Origin of the sequence: Arthrobacter sp. 2MCAF15 (assembly GCF_052115605.1) — a bacterium.
Classification (GTDB): domain Bacteria; phylum Actinomycetota; class Actinomycetes; order Actinomycetales; family Micrococcaceae; genus Arthrobacter.
In genome coordinates, this window is record NZ_JBFRGZ010000004.1 from 68,715 (window position 1) to 88,020 (window position 19,306).

Annotated in this window: 16 protein-coding genes; 12 read left to right on the plus strand and 4 right to left on the minus strand. The window is 66.3% G+C overall.

The features are described 5' to 3' along the window. The first annotated feature begins 66 nt into the window (after positions 1–66). The 3 genes from AB4089_RS06290 (at position 67) to AB4089_RS06300 (ending at position 4,325) form a co-directional block, all read left to right on the plus strand. Entirely contained in the window at positions 67–1,131 is a 1,065-nt protein-coding gene (locus tag AB4089_RS06290) for a hypothetical protein (protein WP_441408440.1), read from the plus strand. Between the two features lie 117 nt (positions 1,132–1,248). Then, complete coding sequence (locus AB4089_RS06295; protein WP_441408441.1) at positions 1,249–3,219, plus strand: aconitate hydratase; 1,971 nt, start codon at positions 1,249–1,251, stop codon at positions 3,217–3,219. After that, positions 3,216–4,325 (plus strand): DUF3616 domain-containing protein, encoded by a 1,110-nt coding sequence (locus AB4089_RS06300; RefSeq protein ID WP_441408442.1) that lies wholly within the window; start codon positions 3,216–3,218, stop codon positions 4,323–4,325. Before AB4089_RS06295 ends, AB4089_RS06300 begins: the two co-directional genes overlap by 4 nt. Before the next feature lie 57 nt (positions 4,326–4,382). On the opposite strand, the gene AB4089_RS06305 is transcribed toward AB4089_RS06300, so the two are convergent. Further along, positions 4,383–5,234: an alpha/beta fold hydrolase gene (locus AB4089_RS06305; RefSeq protein WP_441408443.1), complete on the minus strand. Its 852-nt coding sequence runs from the start codon at positions 5,232–5,234 to the stop codon at positions 4,383–4,385. 189 nt (positions 5,235–5,423) lie between these two features. Between AB4089_RS06305 and AB4089_RS06310 the strand changes: the two genes are divergently transcribed. Then, complete coding sequence (locus AB4089_RS06310; RefSeq protein WP_441408680.1) at positions 5,424–6,698, plus strand: MFS transporter; 1,275 nt, start codon at positions 5,424–5,426, stop codon at positions 6,696–6,698. 96 nt (positions 6,699–6,794) lie between these two features. Then, complete coding sequence (locus AB4089_RS06315; RefSeq protein ID WP_441408444.1) at positions 6,795–7,103, plus strand: hypothetical protein; 309 nt, start codon at positions 6,795–6,797, stop codon at positions 7,101–7,103. A 51-nt stretch (positions 7,104–7,154) separates the two neighbouring features. Here the strand turns inward: AB4089_RS06315 and AB4089_RS06320 are convergent, their stop codons facing one another. Next, positions 7,155–7,544 carry a hypothetical protein gene (locus AB4089_RS06320; protein WP_441408445.1) on the minus strand — a complete coding sequence of 130 codons (390 nt, stop codon included), beginning with the start codon at positions 7,542–7,544 and terminating at the stop codon, positions 7,155–7,157. Beyond that, complete coding sequence (locus tag AB4089_RS06325) at positions 7,534–9,675, minus strand: PKD domain-containing protein (protein WP_441408446.1); 2,142 nt, start codon at positions 9,673–9,675, stop codon at positions 7,534–7,536. The genes AB4089_RS06320 and AB4089_RS06325 overlap by 11 nt, the downstream gene beginning before the upstream one ends. A gap of 202 nt (positions 9,676–9,877) precedes the next feature. On the opposite strand from AB4089_RS06325, the gene AB4089_RS06330 reads away from it, so the two are divergent. From AB4089_RS06330 to lepB, 5 genes are all read left to right on the plus strand, one after another. Then, positions 9,878–10,390: a hypothetical protein gene (locus AB4089_RS06330; RefSeq protein ID WP_441408447.1), complete on the plus strand. Its 513-nt coding sequence runs from the start codon at positions 9,878–9,880 to the stop codon at positions 10,388–10,390. Between the two features lie 117 nt (positions 10,391–10,507). Next, complete coding sequence (locus AB4089_RS06335; protein WP_441408448.1) at positions 10,508–12,103, plus strand: BTAD domain-containing putative transcriptional regulator; 1,596 nt, start codon at positions 10,508–10,510, stop codon at positions 12,101–12,103. An 85-nt stretch (positions 12,104–12,188) separates the two neighbouring features. Next, positions 12,189–13,439 carry a sensor histidine kinase gene (locus AB4089_RS06340; protein ID WP_441408449.1) on the plus strand — a complete coding sequence of 417 codons (1,251 nt, stop codon included), beginning with the start codon at positions 12,189–12,191 and terminating at the stop codon, positions 13,437–13,439. Positions 13,440–13,547: 108 nt separating this feature from the next. Further along, the gene (locus tag AB4089_RS06345) at positions 13,548–15,158 is read left to right on the plus strand and encodes a multicopper oxidase family protein (RefSeq protein ID WP_441408450.1); all 1,611 of its coding nucleotides are present in this window, start codon (positions 13,548–13,550) and stop codon (positions 15,156–15,158) included. A gap of 17 nt (positions 15,159–15,175) precedes the next feature. After that, positions 15,176–15,664: a signal peptidase I gene (lepB, locus tag AB4089_RS06350; protein WP_441408681.1), complete on the plus strand. Its 489-nt coding sequence runs from the start codon at positions 15,176–15,178 to the stop codon at positions 15,662–15,664. Here the strand turns inward: lepB and AB4089_RS06355 are convergent. After that, entirely contained in the window at positions 15,661–16,431 is a 771-nt protein-coding gene (locus AB4089_RS06355) for a potassium channel family protein (RefSeq protein WP_441408451.1), read from the minus strand. The genes lepB and AB4089_RS06355 overlap by 4 nt on opposite strands. A gap of 221 nt (positions 16,432–16,652) precedes the next feature. On the opposite strand from AB4089_RS06355, the gene AB4089_RS06360 reads away from it, so the two are divergent. Both AB4089_RS06360 and AB4089_RS06365 read left to right on the plus strand, forming a co-directional pair. Then, positions 16,653–17,516, plus strand: coding sequence for an MIP/aquaporin family protein (locus AB4089_RS06360; protein ID WP_441408452.1), 864 nt, complete (start codon positions 16,653–16,655; stop codon positions 17,514–17,516). Between the two features lie 176 nt (positions 17,517–17,692). Then, positions 17,693–19,249 (plus strand): APC family permease, encoded by a 1,557-nt coding sequence (locus tag AB4089_RS06365; protein WP_441408453.1) that lies wholly within the window; start codon positions 17,693–17,695, stop codon positions 19,247–19,249. Positions 19,250–19,306: the final 57 nt, after the last annotated feature.

Here is a 19,306-nt window from a genome sequence, read left to right on the forward strand (position 1 = left end):
CGCGGGACCAGATTCGGGCGGCTCCGGCCGGGCGGCGGTGGCACGGCGGGCGTGAGGAGAGCGAGCATGGTAGACACGGCAGCACCGACTCTTCGGGCCGGGGCGCGGAAGGACCTTGTAACGCAACTGCTGGGCATCTGGCTCCTGTTGGCCGTCTTCCTGGACGGGTGGGCCCACCTGCACATACCCGAACTCGAAACCTTCTTCACGCCATGGCACGCGGCACTGTATTCGGGCCTCGTGGCCACTGGCGCGTGGATGGCCTATGTAATCTGGCGGAACCGCACGCCGGGGCGGCCGCTGGCCCGGGCGATACCAGCCGGCTACCAGGGCACGGTCATCGGACTCGCCCTGTTCGCCGTCGCGGGCGTACTGGATCTGGCATGGCACGAGATCCTTGGCATCGAAGTCTCCCTCGACGCCCTGGTCAGCCCCACGCACTTGCTGCTCGGGTTCAGCCTCTTCCTCATCCTCGGCACCGGCATCCGCAGTGCACGGGCCGCCAGCGGCCCGGGGGCCTTCGCATGGACGCCTGCAGCCGTACTGTCGCTGGCCCTGTTGACCGGCCTGGGCGCCTTCTTCCTCATCTACTGCTCGGCCTTCGTCCGCATCCCGCCGGCCCTCCCGTATCTACCGACGCCGATCGGGAGCCCCGGGCACGCCCAGGCGGAGCAGCCGCCGGCGCTGGGGCTCGCCAGCTACCTGGTGACCACGGCGCTGATCATCGGCCCCTTCCTCTATACGCTGTCGGGAGCCCGACGGCCGCCTTACGGCATTGCCACGATCCTGGTCGCCATGGTGGCGTGGCTGCCCCTGGGCATGTCGGGGCTGCGCCCGACAGCGGTGGCCGGGGCCGCGGGGGCCACGGCAGCCGCCGTCGTCGCGGACGTGCTGCTAGCCCGACGGCCGGGGCCGTGGCTGCGGCGTCGGCTGCCGGCAATCACCGCAATCCTGGCGGCATTTGTCTGGACGGGCCAGCTGATCGGCATCGCCCTGGCGTCAGGAATTGAATGGCCCGTATCGATGTGGCTGGGAGCCGTGGTGCTGAGTGCGGGAGTGGCCGCGGCCCTGGCCTTCCTCAGCTCGTGGAACACGACGAGCGTCCCGGGGCCGGGCGGTCCCGGCATGTAATCTCCACTGTTCCCGACGCCGGGAGTGGGCTATTTTTGGGGATAAAGGGGAGTGCCCGGCGGCTGGTTCGTTGCCGACAGCGGCGTCCGGCCTCGCCATCAAGTAAGGAAGGCCGCCGTGGCCTACAACGTGGCCCAGAAGCTCATAGCATCGCATCTGGTCGCCGGAGAGATGATTCCCGGGCGTGAGATTGCTTTGCATATCGATCAGACCCTCACCCAGGATGCGACCGGGACACTCGTCATGCTTGAACTGGAGGCCCTCGGGCTCGACCGGGCACAAACTGAGGTGTCCGTGCAGTACGTGGACCACAACCTTTTGCAGGCCGACAGCAGGAACGCGGAGGACCATGATTTTCTCCGCTCGGCCTGCAGCCGGTTTGGCCTGTGGTTCTCCAAGGCCGGAAACGGCGTGTCCCATCCGACGCACATGCAGCGGTTTGGCATTCCGGGCAAGACCATGGTCGGCTCCGACAGCCATACCCCGGCCGCAGGTTCACTGGGGATGCTGGCGATTGGGGTGGGCGGCACGGAGGTTGCCCTGGCAATCGCGGGCGAGCCGCTCTACCTGAAGATGCCGGAGGTCTGGGGCGTCCGGCTTACCGGCAAACTGCCGCCGTGGACCAGCGCCAAGGACGTGATTCTCGAAATGCTGCGCCGGCATGGCGTGAAAGGTGGCCGGGACCGGATCATCGAGTACTACGGCCCCGGCCTCGCCACCCTGAGCGCGATGGACCGGCACGTGATTGCCAACATGGGCGCCGAACTCGGTGCGACGAGCACGGTGTTCCCGGCCGACGACCAGGTCCGGGCCTTCCTGCGCTCCGAACAGCGCGAAGGCGACTTCACCGAACTCCTCGCCGATTCCGATGCCGCGTACGAGATAACCGACGAGATCGACCTCGCCACGATCGAGCCGCTCATCGCCCTCCCCAGCTCGCCCGGCAACGTCGTTCCTGTGCGCGAGGTGGCTGGCAGGACGGTGGCGCAGGTCGTCATAGGGTCCTCAGCGAACCCGGGCCTGCGCGACTTCGCCATTGTCGCCGCAATCACGAAGGGGCGGCAGTGCCACCCGGGCCTGTCGTTCGACGTCAATCCGAGTTCCCGACAAATCCTGCAGGACCTCACCCGGATGGGGGCCACGTTGGATCTGATCAGCGCCGGAGCCCGGCTGCACCAGACCGGATGCATGGGCTGCATCGGGATGGGCCAGGCCCCCGCCAACGGAAGCAACAGCCTGCGCACGATGCCCCGCAACTTTCCCGGCCGGTCGGGCACGAAGGAGGACTCGGTCTATCTGTGCTCGCCGGAGACGGCCGCCGCGGCCGCTCTGACCGGGACAATCACGGACCCGCGGGACCTGACAGGGCTCCTTGGCCTGGAATACCCCGCGCTCGAACTTCCCGAGGCGTCCAGCGTGAACCTGGCCATGCTGGAGAAGCCCTTGGCGCCGGAGGAAGCCGGCAAGGTGGCACTGGTCAAAGGGGACAACATTTCCGCGCTGCCGGAATTCGGCCCCCTGTCCGACCGCATCGAGGCGCCGGTGGCCCTGGTCGTGGGCAATGATGTCTCAACGGATGAGATCCTGCCGGCCGGTGCCCGCGTTCTGCCCTACCGCAGCAACATCCCCAAACTCGCCGAATTCACCTTCGACCAGGTGGACCCTGGCTACCCCGCCCGTGCCGCACGAACCCGCGACTCGACAGGCCACATCCTGGTAGGGGGCACCAACTACGGTCAGGGATCCTCACGGGAACACGCTGCCATCACCCCACGCTTCCTCGGGCTGCGCGCAGTGCTGGCCGTCTCGTTCGCGCGGATCCACTGGCAGAACCTGGCCAATTTCGGCGTCCTCGCCCTCGAGTTCGCGAATCCCGCCGATCACGACCGGATTGAACAAGGCGATGTGCTCCTGATGACCGGACTTCACGAAGCCCTTGCCTCAGGGCGGGAGATCCTGGCGCAGAACGAGACCCGCGACGAGGTCTACCCCGTGCGGCACAGCCTCTCCAGCCGCCAGGTGGACATGCTCCTGGCGGGCGGCCTCATCCCGTGGCTGCGCGAACGGAGAGCGCGGAGTACCCGATGAACGGATGGCCGCGGCCGGACGAGCCTTCCGGCGAAATTACCTTGGTACTCGATCAGCGCAGCACGCTCGGCCGGAAGGCTGACCTTCGCGATGGATTGTCCGCGATCGCCCGCCAGGGCAACCACCTTTGGGTCGCCAATGACGAGACGACCAGTGTGGAGCGGCTCACCCTGGAGAACGGCGACCACGCCGGCGCACATCGAAGCTTCGACCTCACCGAACTCCTTGACCTGCCGGGGGACAAGGGCGAGCTGGACATCGAGGGCCTGGACGTTGAGGACAACACGCTGTGGCTGCTCGGATCGCACAGCGCGGCCCGCAAGCAGGTCAAGGGCAAGTCGACGCCCGCAGAGGCACAGGATTCGCTGGCCACAGTAGAGGTCAGCCAGCGCCGGCGGGTGTTGGCCCGGCTCTCGACCACCACCCTGGTTAACGCCGGGAAAACCCTCCCGGAGGTGGACGGCGGCGGGACCGATGGGCAGCCGCGTGCCGGTGTACTCGGTCTTGGCCGCAACGAGGACCTGGTGGACCTCCTCGCCGATGACCCTCACCTCGGGGGTTTCATACGGACCTCGACAACCGGCTCGTACCCGATCCCGGGCAAGGAAAACGGTATTGACTGCGAAGGCCTCGCCGTTGCCGGCGACCGCGTGTTTGTCGGCCTGCGCGGACCGGTGCTGCGTGGGTGGGCGCTGATCATCGAGCTCGACGTCGGTGGCGGGCCGGGCATTGAGCCGCAGCCGATCGGTCCCGGGAACCGTCGGTACCGCAAGCATTTTCTCCGCCTGGACGGCCTGGGCGTGCGGGACCTGTGCCGGCACGGGGACGATCTGCTGGTCCTGGCGGGGCCCACCATGGAGCTGGACGGGCGCGCGGCCGTGTTCCGCTGGCGGCGCGCGCTGACGTCGCAAGCCGAGGCCGTCCTGGAAAAGGACGACTTGCACTGCGAATTCGACGCCCCGTTCGGCAAAGGCGACGATCATGCCGAGGGGATCACCGTGCTCGACGACGGCCGGTCCGCCCTGGTCTTGTATGGAACTCCCGCCGGCAAGCGCAAGGACGGACGCCACGGGATCAAAGCCGATGTCTTCGAGCTGGGCAGGTAGCCCGGGTTCCCGGCGGACGCATCTCCTATAGCGCCGGTTTCCCTTCCTGGCGGTTGGCTACAGTTCCCGGCTCACTTTTCCGAGCCACGCGGTCAGGAGAGGAACGACGACGTCGCTGCGCATCGCGCCCAGGTGATCGAGCGCCGGGAGTACCTCCACGTCCCACCCGGCCGCGATGAGCTCGCGCTCGTGGGCAGCAAGCGGCCCGCCGATTCGCACCGTCACGTCTCCCCAGCGGGGTCCGTAAACGATGTTATCGGCCGAGCCGGCGAAGGCCAGCCGGGGCAGACCCGGCGCCACGCCTACGGCTGAATCGTCGAAGTCCTGGAGCGCCTCGTACAGCGTGACGAACTGGCGGGTCTGAGCTTCGCTGGTCTGAATGGTGGCGGCATCCCAGTCGCCTGGCTCGACCGGGAGGTCCGCCGCCGCGGTCTGCGTAGAGGAGCTGGCAGCCGCCGCATGGGCCGCCTGCGTCACAGCCAGCATGCTCTTGTACGGGCCCTCGCGCGGCGGGAATCCGCCCATGATGAGGGCCCAGAGCCGATTTGTCCGGATCGCCAACTGTAGACCGCACAGGGCCAGCCACGAGTACCCGTAGTACCCGAACGTTTCGGCGTGCGCTGCATCGGCGATGGCCAGGAAATCGGCGGCGACGTTCGCCGGCGTGAGCGTATCCGGCGCAGGGTGCGCCATCCGGTGCCCCTCATAGTCTGCGGCGACCACCCGATACGACTGGGAGAGGGCCGACACCAGGTTTGGCCCGAGGTCGGGGTCCGCGCCCCAGTCGCGCATTGTCTGGGCTTCCGACTCGGAGTGGGCCTTCAAATCCGCAGGAATGAGAAGCGCCCTGCCGTCACCGCTGACAAGGATGGGTATTGCCGTGCCGTCGTGCAAAACGGCCTCAGCCATGTCCGCCACCGGAATCCTCCCGCCCTTACACTTCAAACTGCTCCGGTGACAAAAGTCTGCCACCGGGACGCTCGCGCCGGAATGCCCCGGCCGCAGCGGTGCCGCGCCTCAACTTCGCTGGCGCGCACCGGCGCGGGGGACGAGAATGGGCTCGTGGTCCACCCTCGCCCTGGCGGGGACGGCGACGTGATGAACGCCGCCGCCCGAAAGATTCAGCGCATCTATCTGACGTTGACGCTGGGCAATACCCTTGCGGCCTCGTTCATTTGGGGCATCAATACGCTCTTCCTGCTCGATGCCGGACTCAGCAACCTCGAGGCGTTTGCCGCGAACGCCTTCTTCACCGCCGGCATGGTGCTGTTCGAAGTGCCCACCGGAGTGGTTGCCGACTCTTGGGGCCGCCGCGTCTCATTCCTGCTCGGCACTTTGACCCTGGCCGGAGCTACTTTCCTTTACTACCTGCTCTGGCAGTATTCAGCGCCATTCTGGATGTGGGCGGTGGTGTCGATCCTGCTTGGCCTGGGCTTCACCTTCTTCTCCGGCGCGGTGGAGGCCTGGCTGGTCGACGCGTTGCGGTTCTCCGGGTACGAAGGCGGGATGGAGACGGTCCTCGGGCGCGGCCAAATGGTCTCCGGCGTCGCGATGCTGGCCGGCTCGGTGGCCGGCGGCGTGATCGCCCAGGCCACCACTCTGGGTGTGCCGTTCCTGCTGCGCGTGGGCGTGCTGTTGGCCATGTTCGGGGTGGCTTTCGGTCTCATGCGCGACGTCGGATTCACGCCCGAACGCTCGACGCATCCTCTGCAGGCGACCCGCGCGGTGCTCTCTGCCTCGATCGAGAACGGGCTGAAAAATCCACCCGTGCGTTACGTGATGCTCGCAGCACCGTTCAGCGCCGGCGTCGGGATCTATGTGTTTTACGCCCTCCAGCCGTACCTGCTGGAGCTGTTCGGGGACCCCCACGCGTATTCCGTCGCGGGCCTCGCAGCGGCGATAGTAGCCGGAGCGCAGGTGCTGGGGGGCTGGCTGGCGCCCCGCATCCGCAGCCTCGTGCGCAAACGGACCACCGTGATGATCCTGGCAAGCATCGTGGGCACAGTGATCCTGGTGGTCCTCGGGTTCACCCACGTGTTCTGGGTGGCACTGGTGCTGCTGGCATCCTGGGCCCTGGTTGCTTCGGCGGCCATCCCGGTGCGGCAGGCGTATTTGAACGACATGATCGCCTCGAAGCAACGGGCCACGGTGCTCAGCTTCGATTCGCTCATGGGCTCCAGCGGTGGCGTGGTGGTGCAGCCGATCCTCGGCCGGGCGGCGGACGTATACGGCTACCCGGCGTCGCTGGCGATTGGCGGCGTGATTGAGCTGATCGCGGTGCCGTTCCTGCTGGCGAGCCGCCGGCAAGGCCACCGGGCCGATCAGGCCAACGCCCCGACGAGCACGACGAACACCGGTTCCCAACCGGCGTAGGACGCCAACCGGATAACACTTCTGCCACGTGCCTTACTTGGCGATGCCTTCCGGGCCTACAGTTGGGCGTGTAGAGCCGTCGACAGGAGCGCATCAGTGATTACCCTGCAGATCGAACACCAGGTCCGGGACTTCTCCATGTGGAGGCGGGCCTTTGACAGTGATCCACTGAACCGCGCCGCGTCGGGAGTCCGGTCCTACCGGATCTCGCGTCCGCTGGATCAGGAAGACTATGTGATGCTGGAAATGGACTTCGATACGCAGGCAGCGGCCGTGGACTTCCTGGGCCGCCTGCAGAACGATACGTGGAAAACGGGCGTGACGGCGCCGGCGCTGGTTGGTGAGCCATCGACGAGGATTATCGAAACGGTCTCCATCGAGAATGTGACAGCCCCAACCCCCTGACGCTTCCCCCTCCCGCCTGCCTTCGGTTGAAGCCCTTCTTCGACGGGTCCATTACCTGCCGGACCCGGGCAGCGCCGGCGGCGTTCCAAAGTGCTGGTCGCGATCCCAAAGGTACTGCAGCAGGGCGGTTTCCGGGTCCCAGGGATGCTCGGTGACGTGACTCCGCAGGCGGGCCCGGTGCTCTTCAAGTTCCGGCCCGGTGCTGTTGAGGAGGCCGTCGATGATCTCAAGGACCTGCAGCCGCAGGGATGTGCCCGCATATTCGTCCGACGCGGGGTCCGACGCGGGGTCCGGCGCGATGCCCGGCGCGGTGCTGAGGGACGGGGGCTGCGGCGCCACACGGTGCCCGTCGGTGTGGGCGGATTGCTGGCCGAGGGCCCGGGAGGCGGCCGGCCTGACGGCCGCCTCCCGGGCTCCGGCTGCGCGATGGTTACTGGACACGGACGGCAAATCCGGCTGTGGTGCCGCCCAGAGGGGACTCAACGCTGACGCTCTGGCCCGCCCGGCCCACAACAGCCGATGTAACCCGGATGGCAAACGCGCCCGTGGCGTCCACTACGGCCGTACCCAGGACGGTTCCCTCCAGCCCGCCGAGGTGCACTGTTACCGCCTGACCGGCCGGGACGGAGCTGGTCCCGTCCACCCGCCATTCGCGCTTGCTGGCTGTGTACCGGGCGGAGGTAACCGCCACGGTATCTGCCCGCGGCGTGACCGTCACTTGGGCGTCGCTTGAGGACCCGTCGGCGCTTCCCACCGTCAGCTTGAACGTCAGGGCGCCTGAACCCGCAGGATACTTGTACAGCGGGAACGTGAACGCGGGGCGGGCGGAACTGGCGCCGGTGAGGGTGACCTTGGGATCGCCCGAGCCCACAATCTGCGTCCAGGAATAGGTGGCTGCACCCACCGAACCGCTCCCATCCAAGGTGACCTTGGCTCCGCGCTGTACGCCCAGCTGGTTTGGTCCGGCGTTGGCTGCCGCCGGGGCGGAGGCCAGGACCGTCACCGTGACAGTGGCCGTGCTCGGTCCGCCCGGTCCGTTGACCGTGAGGGAGAAGACGTAGTCGCCCGGAGCGGGTGCGGTGAAGCTTGGCCGGACCGCGTTGGGATCGCTCAGGACTACTCCGGCAGGGCCGCTCCACGAGTAGGTGGAGACCGGACCGCTGGAGGCGGACCCGTCGAGGTCCACTTTCTGGCCTTGGTGGACCGTTTGATCGGCTCCGGCCTGCGCCGCCACCGGAATCGGAGCGCGGGCGCTGCCAGTGACCTCAACCGGCAACACCACTTCGCCCTTGGCATCTGACCTCACGGTGACAGAAACAGGGGGAGCCGCGAGTGGGCCTGATGCCAGCGAACCCGCGGCGAGCTGGCCGAAGCCGACGGCGGTCAGGATCCGCGCACCCGCCGTGTCACTGGACACCGCCTCGATGGACAGGACACGGGTGTCGGCGTTGAAGGTGGCCTTGCCGCTGACCCTGTCAACGACGTCGATCTTCTTCGCCGACGCCGGTACGTCGCTGGAGTTCGTGACATTGACCGTGGCCGGCGGCTGGGGTCCGTCAAAGGCGATCCTGGCGAAATATTTCCCGCCGGATCCCTCCAGCGCAGTGGGGCTGAAGAGTGCGCTGCCGGCGGAAGAGTCGGAGATCTGGATTGACTGCGGACCGGATTCGCTGGAGGCGAAGACGTCCACCGTCCCGGAGCTGAGCGATGACCGGGAATACGTCGCCCGCTCGGCGGCCACTCCGCTGTTGGTCGCGAGTTTCCCCTGCACCGTGAAGAGATCGGTTTCCACGCAGTCCGCCACCGGTCCCGGAACCGAAGGGCATGCATCCGCGGTGCCCGGATTGATGCCTGGACCCTCGATGCGGAAGATATTGGTCCCGTACGGGCTGCCGGTGATCTTGTGCGGCGTGGTGCCGTCGCCGACGTAGGTGCCCTTGCCGCTGGCGTCGGGCTTGAGGGCGGGATCGGTGGGGTAGGTATCCCAGGTCAGGAACGGGCCGATCCTGCCACCCAGGGCGCCAGAGAAGTCGCCCTTTCCGCCGATGCCGATGTCCTCGGTGTCAAAGACGAGGCCCGGCTTCGAGGTCCGGAGGGTCTTGGTGCCCGCCGGCGTGGTGAACTTGTAGTCCACGCCGTCCCTGACATTCGTGATTTTCAGGCGAAGACGGGCAAAGGTGACCTGATCGCCGTCGGCAACCGGACCGCTGCCGAACGCCTGCTCCAGGGCAATCGCGGCAAGTGCCTTTCCACCGCCGGCGGTGTTCATCGTGGTGCTGGTCAGTGAGTAGAAGCCCTCATCCGGGTAGTTATCCGGGAACGAAACGGGCGCGGCTTCATCCGGCAGCGGCCCGCGGGCCGGACACATCGGATCGGCCTGCGCGACGCACTTCTCCAGCCTGAGGCCGGTATGGTCGCGGTACCAGACCGGATAGCCGTCTGTCGGATCGACCGGGCCGACTTCCGCGAGTCCGGGACCGTTGACTCCCGGAGGGCCGACGGCGGCCGAGGCGAGGCCAGCCAGCGAGACGACCGCGAAAACTGTGAGCAGGAAACCTAGTATTCGTTTCATCACGATATCCATCCTGTGTTTTTTCGCCCCTCCACCCTGGCGGGAGGAACACGGTGTGCCCGGAGGCGCACTTGTGAGCGTCACGGTATGGACGGGGACTTGTAGCAAGCCTGTGATCGGGCGAACCGGCAACCGCGGGCCAGTGCGCGCGCCCGAGGAATTCCAAGGGTTTCCCTAGGGCGTTCCGGGAAGGCTGGCCCACATGTCACGGTCAGCTGCGCTTCAGCGCGCGAAAATCCTCGTTCCGGCGCTCCTGCTGGGCCTTGTCGCGGCCCTCATCGCCGGCGTCGTCATGAGTGCACCGCGAAACCCGCCCGCACCGTTGGGCGCCTCAGCCGTCGTCACCGGGGGAGTGGCGCGCATTAACGGCGTCGTCCCGGTAGAGAACGACGCCGGAATGCCCGCCTCCGCCGCTGCCGCGCTCGCCGTGCCGCCCGCCGGCGGGCTTCACCGGGTGCGGCTGCTGGTGGAGCTGACGGCGCTGGAAAAGGGCGGCCTCGCCTATGATCCCGTTGAATACACCGTGTCAGGCCTCGGGACAGGGACGTGGAAGGCCCTGTGGTTTTCTCCCGGTCCCCGGGAGGTCCCGCAAGGGCAGAGTATCAACGCCACGCTCGTGTTTGAGCTGCCGGACCGGGCCGTCGATCTGGCGCTGGATTTGCCAGGCGGGCCGGGCCTGTCCCTGGGGGCCGCGCACCATCGGGGACGAGGCTGACTACCTGTCGCAGATCGGTGGCACCCCCCGAAAATCGAGTAGCGGATACTCGTGCTCGACTCTCTCTTCATGGAAAAAACTTGGGAGCACCACTTCCGTTCGAATTGCAGGTCTCAGATGCCCCCCACCCCGATGCATGAGAGCGCCGGCCCATCCGCCGCGGCGGGGGACTCGTTGCCCCGGCCTGTCCTCGAGGTCCACGTTCTCGGTCCGCTGCGGATCCGGCGTGGCGGGGACGTCATTGAAGCCGGTGAGCTTGGCGGTCACAAACCGCGGCAAATCCTTGAAATTCTCTTGCTCAATCTCGGTACGGCCGTTTCAAAGGACCGCCTCATCGACGTGCTCTGGGCCGGACGGCCACCGGCAGAGGCGTTGCCGACGCTTGAAAGCTACGTCAGCGTCCTGCGCCGCCACCTGCAGCCCGGACAGGGCAAGTCCGGTCCGCTGAGGACCGTCTCGGGCGGCTATGTGATGGATCCTGCCCTGGTGGACCTGGACGTGCGCCGCTTTGATGCCTTGCTGCGCCGGGCGTCGAGGTGCGGGTCCGGGGAGGCCTTGGAGCTCTTGCAGGAAGCCTTGGGCCTGGCAGCCGCGCCGTTGCTCGGGGACGAGCTAAAGGCACCCTGGGCCGAGGAAGAACGGGCCAACCACGAGCACCGGGTCGGCAGGGCCCGGGCGCAGGCCGCCGAGTTGGCGCTGTCATTGCACCAGCCCGGGCGCGCGGTCCACTGGGCCAGGGAGGCCCTGGCCGGTGATCCGCTGAACGAGAGCGCGTGGCAGTCCCTCGTTCTGGGACTCGAGGAATCCGGGCAGCCGCTAGAAGCGCTTCGGGCCTACGAGCAGTGCAGGCGCACCCTGCACCGGGAAATGGGTTGTGCCCCGGGCGATACCCTTCGCGACGCCCACACCCGCCTCCTGCGGCAGACCGGCGGCGCCGCAACCCTGCCAAGTGCCGCCTCATTCCCCGCCGCCCCCGATCCCGCAGTTTCTGAGCGCCCGGGCCCCGCCGCCGTCGTCCCGGACAGCGGCCCCGCAGGAGAAGCGGCAGAAGTGGCCACTCTGCGGGTCCTGACCATCGATGACCACAGGACATTCGCCGAACTGCTGACCGGGGCCCTGGACCGGGAGCCGGACCTTCGCAGTGTTGGCTCGGCGGCTTCCGTGGAGAGCGGCGTGCAGTTGTGCCGCGAACTGGAACCCGACGTCGTTGTCATGGACTACCACTTGCCGGACGGTGACGGGCTGTGCGCCGCGGCCAGAATCCTCGAACACAACCCGGACGCCCGGATCATCATGCTGACAGGCGACCCGTCCCAGGACGTCCTGCGGCAGGCGGCAGCCATCGGAATCTGCGGATTCCTCCCCAAAGACGGCTCGCTGGCCACGATGCTCGACACTCTCCGCCACGCCCGGGCCGGAAACATGGTGGTTCACCCCTCGCTGGTGGCGCGGATCGGCGCCCCGCCTTCGGCTGCCGCCGCGGTCCCCCCTGGGCCACCCCTAAGCCCCCGCGAGCTGGAGGTCTTGCGTTTGATGTCCGAGGGGCATGAGGTGCGGGTGGTCGCCACCAGCCTGGGCATCTCGATCCACACCTGCCGCGGCTACGTCAAAACCATTTTTTCCAAACTGGGCTCGCACTCCCAGAGCGAAGCTATGGCCGAGGCGGAGGTCCGGGGCATCCTGCGCGAGAAGTCCGATGTCCAGGCCGTCTGAGGCTGGGGATGGCTGGCAACCGGAGGATTTTCCGGGCACGGCGGAACGGTTCCCGGTCCGGGCCGCCGTGGCGAAATTCCTCCTGATGGGATTCCTTGCCCTGCTGATTGTCGCGACCCCCGTCGCGTTCTGGATCCGGGCCGAAGCAGAGCGGCACGCCCTGGACAATGCCCTCCTCCTTACCCAACGCGTGGCGGACCTGACCATCAAACCGCTGGTGAACGAGGCGCTCCTCGCCGGGGACGCGGCAGCGCTGGACGCACTGGATAAGGCCCTGGAGCCGTGGCGCGAGGACGCCGCGGTGCTGCGCATCAAAGTGTGGGACGGCAGCGGCCGCGTGGTGTATTCGGACATTCGATCGCTGGTTGGACAACACTTCGCTTTGCCGGGCTGGGGCCGAGATCTCCTGGCCGGCGGGCCGGGGACGGCCTCCCTGGAAAACCAGCAGGAACTGGAGAACGAGTACGAACTGGCCTCGGGGGAACTTGTGGAGGTCTACGTCAGCTCCTCGGCTACCGACGGTACGCCCCTGATCTTTGAGGCCTACTACGACGACGACCCTGTCCGGGCCGAACAGCAGGAAGTCCTGTACAGCATGATCCCGCCGCTCCTGCTCGCCCTGGCGGCACTGCAGCTCGCGCAGCTGCCCCCCGCCATCCGGCTGGCCCGCGGAATCCAGGACCATCAGGTGACCCGGAACCGGCTGCTGAAACGCGCTGTTGAGGCTTCCGACCTGGAGCGCCGCAGGATCGCCCGGGACCTGCACGACGAAGTGATCCAGGACCTCTCCGGGCTGGGCTACGCCCTTGAATCAGAAGAGCTCCACGGGCCCCCGGAGCAGCGGCCGGTGCTGGGTGGGGCACGGACCATACTGCAGCGCAGCGTCCGCGCCCTGCGGGCCATGACGCAGGAGCTGTACCCGCCCGATCTTGAACAACTGGGGCTCAGGACGTCCCTGGAACGCCTCGCGGAGCCGCACCAGGAACGCGGTATGACCGTGCATCTGCGGATCCCGCACGATGTCCCGCTCGGCCGTGGTTCCTCTGCGCTGTTGTACCGCGTGGCCCGGGAAGCACTCTCAAACTGTGCCAAGCACTCGGGTGCAACCGCTGTGGTGCTCTCGCTGCGGACAGACCAACAGGGCTCGGAGATAAGCATCTCGGACAACGGCCGGGGCTTCGACACGTCCCGAGGGGCCGCCGAAGGGCATCTTGGCCTGCGGATACTCCAGGACACCATCCGCGAAGCGGGCGGAAAGTTGGAAATTCTCAGCGTCCCGGGCGCGGGCACCACTGTGACAGCGCGGTTGCAATCGCATCTCGCGGCGGCCCGCTGAGCCGCAGCCGGGAATTCAGGCTTCTCCCAAGGTTCGGGAATTCGGCCGCAGGCTATCTCCAAGCCCGGTCCTGCAAGGTCTGGTATCCGCACATGAAGGAGACCGGCCATGTCCATTTCACGTCGTCAGGTTTTGTTGATCGGGGGCCTGGGTGTCCTCGGAGCCGGTGGCACCATGTTGCCCATGGGTTCTGTCGAAGCCAAGTCGGCCAGCCGCATCAGTCCCAACGACATGCCGAAACCATTCCAGGCGGCATTCGTCCAGGCACCGGTTCTGCAGCCCTACGCCGCCGGAACCGACCCCGTGGACGGGCTGCCCGTCAATTACTACAAGCTGACCCAGAAGGCCGCCATGGCCAGCATCCTGCCCCGGTTGGGCACACCGATCCTGGGGTACAACGGGTTGTTCCCCGGACCCACGATCAGCCTGGACCAGGGCACAAAGGCCGTCCTGAGGATTAGAAACCAGCTGCCGGCCGAGCATGCGCTGGACGGGCATGCCCTGTCCACGTCCACGCACCTGCACGGTTCGGCCTCGAAGCCGCAGTTCGACGGGTACGCCAGCGACATCACCCACCCCGGGTTCTACAAGGACTACCACTACCCCAACTTCCAGCCGGCCCGCACGCTCTGGTACCACGACCACGGTGTCCACTTCACGGCCCTGAACGCCTACTCTGGACTCGCCGCCCAGTACCACCTGCACGATCCCGTGGAACGGCAGGTCCTCCCGCAAGGCAACTTTGACGTGGCCCTGACGATCAGCGATGCCATGTTCGCCGCGGACGGGTCCCTGGGCTTTGACGACAACAGCCACTCCGGACTCTGGGGGGACGTGATACTGGTCAACGGCAGGCCCTGGCCGGTCATGAAGGTGCAGAAACGCGTCTACCGTTTCCGGATCCTGAACTGTTCGATCTCCCGCTCCTTGCGGCCCACGCTCAGCACCGGTGATCCGGTGGTGGTGGTGGGGACCGACGGCGGCCTGGTCCCTGTGGCGCAGCCCGTGGACAGTTGGCGCCATGCCGGAGCGGAGCGGTACGAGGTCCTCGTCGATTTCCGGAAATACAAGGCCGGGCAACGGATTGAACTGCGCAACCTGTCCAATAAGAACAACGTGGACTACGACTTCACCAACAAGATCATGGCATTCGACGTCACGGACGAACCGGTGGACGCCTCGGACCCCACCTGGAACCGGATCCCGACCACGCTCGCCAGCAGCGAGGCCATGTCGCTGCAGCCAGGACAGTCCGTGAAGACGCGCAAATTCCGGGTCAAACGGAGCGATTCCACCAACATGTGGACCATCAATGACGACAGCTGGCAGGACGTCATCGCCAGCGGCTACAAAAAAGTCATCGCCGACCCCGACCTCAACTCCGTGGAAATCTGGGAGATCGAGAACAAATCCAGCGGCTGGTTCCATCCCCTCCACATCCACCTCGTGGACTTCCAGATCCTCAGCCGCAACGGGGCACCGCCCCTGGCGCACGAGCGCGGCCCCAAGGACGTCGTGTACGTCGGTGAGGGCGAGACCGTCAGACTGCTCATGAAGTTCACCCCCAACACGGGCCTCTACATGATGCACTGCCACAACCTGCCGCACGAGGACCACGACATGATGGCCCAATTCCGGGTGGGCCTGAAGGAATCCGACTGGGACCCGGATGACCCCATGACGGCCGCCAGGGCTGCATGGGACGATGACCCGGCGTGAACCGGCGCCCGCGGGCCATGGTCCTCGTAGCGGCCCTAGTCCCATTCCTGGCAGTCCTTTGTGTCCGCACCTGGCTCGTTGAACCTGTGAGCGTAGCCTCGGACAGCATGGCCCCGACGATTCCCCCGGGCGCCGTCGTATTCCTGTACAAGCCGGCAGCAGCCGCGGGCCTGATCCGCAATGGCGTCGTGGTCGCTTTTACCAGCCCGGCCGATGGCCGGACGTCGATCAAGCGCGTCATCGCGGGGGCCGGTCAAAGGGTGGCAATCCGGGATTCGGAGCTGTTCGTCGACGACATTGCCGTCGCCGAACCTTTCATCGACCACAGCCGGATAGACGGCACGTATTTCGGGCCCGAGACGGTGCCGGCCGGCAGTGTCTTCGTCCTGGGCGACAACCGCGCCGTGTCAATAGACTCCCGGGACTTCGGGGCAGTGCCGATGACGGCGATCCAGGGCACTGTTGTCGCGCTCCCGCCGGAAACGGCCATCAACCGAGGCTCCTAGCCTTCTTGTCCTTCGGCCGGGCCGCCGCCGGAAGGGTCCTGTCCCTGTCCCTGTCCCCGTGCAAGCTGCTCATGGAGCCTGTTGATCTGGGCCGTGAGGTGGGCAAGGTCCTCGCTGCCGATGGGTTCGTCCGCGTTCTTCCGGGCATGGGTTGCCTCCGTCACGCTTTCAACGAGCCAGGAGGACACGGCCGCGGTGACCATGCTCAGGACGGCAAATCCGCCGATCATCAGCGCGGTCGCAGCCCACCGGCCGGGCGTTGTGACTGGGTAGTAGTCGCCGTAGCCGATAGTTGTAATGGTGACGGTGGCCCACCACAATGAGTCGCCCATGGTGGTGATGTTCGCGTTGGGAGCGGCCCTTTCGAAATGGAGGACGCTCAGGGCAACGGTGTAGACCAGAATGATCGCGGACAGAATGACATAGGCCATGACGCGGGTCCGGATGGCAGTGCCCGGGGCCCGTTCCATCACTCGACGCAAGGTGAACGGGCGAAGGAGCCGCAATGGCCGCGCGACCGGGAGCACCACCATGAGCAGATCCAAAGGATGACGGACGAACCATCGGCCGCGGTGGGGAGCCAGGAGCAACTTCACCAGGTAGTCGACGCCGAAGGCAACCCACGTTGACCCCATGACGAACGCCAGCGCGGCGGCATAGGGCTCCGGCGGTTCGGCAATGACCAGGACCGAATAGGCCGCCAGAAAGATGAAGGCCGCACCGACGAGGGGCCACTCGGAATACTTTTGCCAGGTTTCTTGCCTCATGGCTGAATGCTAGGGCTTTGCCCGGCGGATGTCCCCACGAAATTGCAGCCCGAATGAACAGCCCCGGATGGCGGAGGGAACGAGCCAGGCGCCAACCGGCAGCCGCGCACCGGCACAGCGCTGACAACCATCTCCGGCAGCGGTACATTGAGGGTCTCAGGTGCCGGCCCGCTCTGGGTGCGGCACCATCACGATGCCAGAATCGGCGGAGGTGACGGGCCATGGCGGAAAATCAGGGACAAGACGGAACCGGACGCGTGGGCGCGGGTGAGACCCGGGCGCAAGAGCACAATCTTGCCAGCGAACTGGGGGTCCTCGAACAGAACATCATGCAGCGAATCCAGGATTTTAATGATCCCCGGCAGGAATGGCGGCGGCTGTTCTCGGAGCTGTATGGCACATTCCTACTCGTCATTGTCGCGGCCGGTGGCGGCATGATGAGCCAGGCGTTCCCCGGTGTGATCAGCCGTACCGCGGCCGTGGTGGCCCCCGGCCTGATGGTTATGGGGATCATCCTGTTCATGGGCAAGATCTCGGGCGCGCATCTGAACCCCGCGGTCAGCATCGCGTTCGCCCTCCGCGGCGACTTCCCGTGGCGACGGGTGCCGGGCTACATCGTTGTCCAGCTCATCGGGGCGACGCTCGCCTGCCTGCTGCTGCAGGCCGTGATCGGAGTCTCCGCCACGTACGGTTCCAACTATCCGGCGGCGGACTATACGGCCGGCGCCGCGTTCTTGATGGAGGCACTGCTGACGATGGTGCTGGTCAGCGTCATCCTGGGAACCGCCTCCGGGGCCCAGAACGTCGGTCTGCTGGGGGCGTTTGGAGTAGGCGCCTACATTGCCTTGGCGGGCCTGTGGGGCAGCCCCATCTCCGGCACGTCGATGAATCCGGCCCGGACGTTCGGGCCTGATCTCGCCAGTCTCAATTTCAGCGACTACTGGGTGTATGTCGCCGGGCCGCTTACCGGCGCAGTAGTCGCCGTCGGAATCGCCTTCGTCCTGCGCGGCGCGGGCGGCGGCAGGTCCGGTTCCGGCGCCGCGCAGGGTGACCTCTTCACGGAGACCACGAAAGAAGACACCTAGACCGCCGAGGAAGCGAAGGACCCCACGCCCCTGGACCGGATCAATCCGCCCTCTTGCGGTAAATCTGCAGACGATGGATTATTTGCTGTAGTTACCCATCGGGTCTCCCGCCTTTCGTTGGGTAAGGGTTGGATTCCGCTTCACCGGCACTGCCGGTTCCTCGGTTGGGAGACAAGATGGCAAGCACTGTTCATTCCGGGAGCAAAGAGGTCGACAGCAAGGGGCTGAAGGGCGGTGCGCTCGGTCTCGTATCGAGTGTCGTCGTGGGAGTCGCATCAACGGCCCCTGCGTACAGCCTTGCGGCGAGCTTGGGATTCATCGTCGTCGGCGGCACCATCTTTGCCGGTGTCAAGGCGCCCGGAATCGTCCTACTCGCCTTCATCCCGATGTACCTCATTGCGGTCGCCTACCAGGAGCTGAACAAGGCGGAGCCAGACTGCGGAACTACGTTTACATGGGCCTCACGAGCGTTTGGTCCGGTCACAGGCTGGATGGGTGGATGGGGAATTATCATCGCCGACATCGTGGTCATGTCCAACCTGGCCCAGATCGCCGGCGCGTACTCATTCACGTTCGTGGGAGGATTCGGGCTGCCGGAGGTCGCGGCCCTGTCGAGCAACGTCGTTGCGACGACGATTGCCGGCCTGGCGTGGATCGCGATAATGACCTGGATTTGCTACCGGGGCATCGAGCTCACGGCCCGTGTGCAATACGTGCTGCTCTCATTCGAAATCCTCATCCTGATCTTCTTCGCAGTCTTCGCCCTGGTAAGGGTGTACTCGGGGACCGCCGAGCCCTACTCCCTCATCCCGTCCCTGGACTGGTTCAATCCCTTCACACTCGACTTCGGCGAGACCATTGCCCCGGCAATGCTGACCGCGATCTTCATTTACTGGGGCTGGGACAGCGCGGTCTCAGTGAATGAGGAGACGAAGGACCCGGGAAAGACCCCGGGGCGCGCGGCCATCATCAGCACCGTCCTCCTGCTGGCCACCTACGCGATCGTGACCGTCGCCGCCGTCGCCTTCGCCGGCGTCGGCGACTCGGGAATCGGACTGGCAAATCCGCAAAACTCGGCCGACGTCTTCTCCGCCATCGGACCAACATTGTTCGGCGAGGGCCCGGTTGGATCGATCCTCATGACGCTTCTCGGATTCTCCATCCTGACGTCGGCGTCGGCGTCGACCCAAACGACCATCCTTCCGACGGCGCGCACTTCGCTGTCGATGGCGGTCTTCAAGGCGATCCCGGAAAAGTTCGCGCGGATCCACCCGAATTTCCTCACGCCCACCTGGTCCACCATCGGCATGGGCATCGCCTCCGCCTTCTTCTTCCTCGTCTTCACATTCATCAGCCCGTCCCTCCTTCTGGCCCTGATCGGCTCGATCGGTCTGATGATCGCGTTCTACTACGGACTGACCGGCCTCGCCTGCGTGTGGTTCTATCGCAAGACACTGACGTCGTCCTTCCGGAACTTCATCATGCGCGGGGTGTTCCCGCTGGTAGGCAGCCTCATGCTGGCAGCCGTCTTCGTCTACGGGCTGGCCAACTTCGCCCAGCCCGATTGGCTGCAGGATGCAGATGGCAACAACGTGACGATCTTCGGTATTGGTGCCGAGGCAGTGGTGGGCATCGGCGGCCTGCTGATGGGGGCCGTGCTCATGGGCATCTGGTGGATCCGGAAGCCCGACTTCTTCCGCGGCCGCACACTGTCCCGGAGCGCGGACGAATGAGGCGCGCCGCCAAGAACCTCACCGCCGACCCCGTGGCTTCCACCTGGGGGCTCCCAG

Bases quoted from the DNA above. Each gene is read 5' to 3' on its own strand.
- AB4089_RS06290 (WP_441408440.1), top strand. From the start codon at position 67: ATGGTAGACACGGCAGCACCGACTCTTCGGGCCGGGGCGCGGAAGGAC.
- AB4089_RS06360 (WP_441408452.1), top strand. From the start codon at position 16,653: ATGGCGGAAAATCAGGGACAAGACGGAACCGGACGCGTGGGCGCGGGT.
- lepB (WP_441408681.1), top strand. From the start codon at position 15,176: ATGGTCCTCGTAGCGGCCCTAGTCCCATTCCTGGCAGTCCTTTGTGTC.
- AB4089_RS06300 (WP_441408442.1), top strand. From the start codon at position 3,216: ATGAACGGATGGCCGCGGCCGGACGAGCCTTCCGGCGAAATTACCTTG.
- AB4089_RS06305 (WP_441408443.1), bottom strand. From the start codon at position 5,234: ATGGCTGAGGCCGTTTTGCACGACGGCACGGCAATACCCATCCTTGTC.
- AB4089_RS06365 (WP_441408453.1), top strand. From the start codon at position 17,693: ATGGCAAGCACTGTTCATTCCGGGAGCAAAGAGGTCGACAGCAAGGGG.
- AB4089_RS06340 (WP_441408449.1), top strand. From the start codon at position 12,189: ATGGGATTCCTTGCCCTGCTGATTGTCGCGACCCCCGTCGCGTTCTGG.
- AB4089_RS06310 (WP_441408680.1), top strand. From the start codon at position 5,424: ATGAACGCCGCCGCCCGAAAGATTCAGCGCATCTATCTGACGTTGACG.
- AB4089_RS06345 (WP_441408450.1), top strand. From the start codon at position 13,548: ATGTCCATTTCACGTCGTCAGGTTTTGTTGATCGGGGGCCTGGGTGTC.
- AB4089_RS06330 (WP_441408447.1), top strand. From the start codon at position 9,878: ATGTCACGGTCAGCTGCGCTTCAGCGCGCGAAAATCCTCGTTCCGGCG.
- AB4089_RS06325 (WP_441408446.1), bottom strand. From the start codon at position 9,675: ATGAAACGAATACTAGGTTTCCTGCTCACAGTTTTCGCGGTCGTCTCG.
- AB4089_RS06355 (WP_441408451.1), bottom strand. From the start codon at position 16,431: ATGAGGCAAGAAACCTGGCAAAAGTATTCCGAGTGGCCCCTCGTCGGT.
- AB4089_RS06335 (WP_441408448.1), top strand. From the start codon at position 10,508: ATGCCCCCCACCCCGATGCATGAGAGCGCCGGCCCATCCGCCGCGGCG.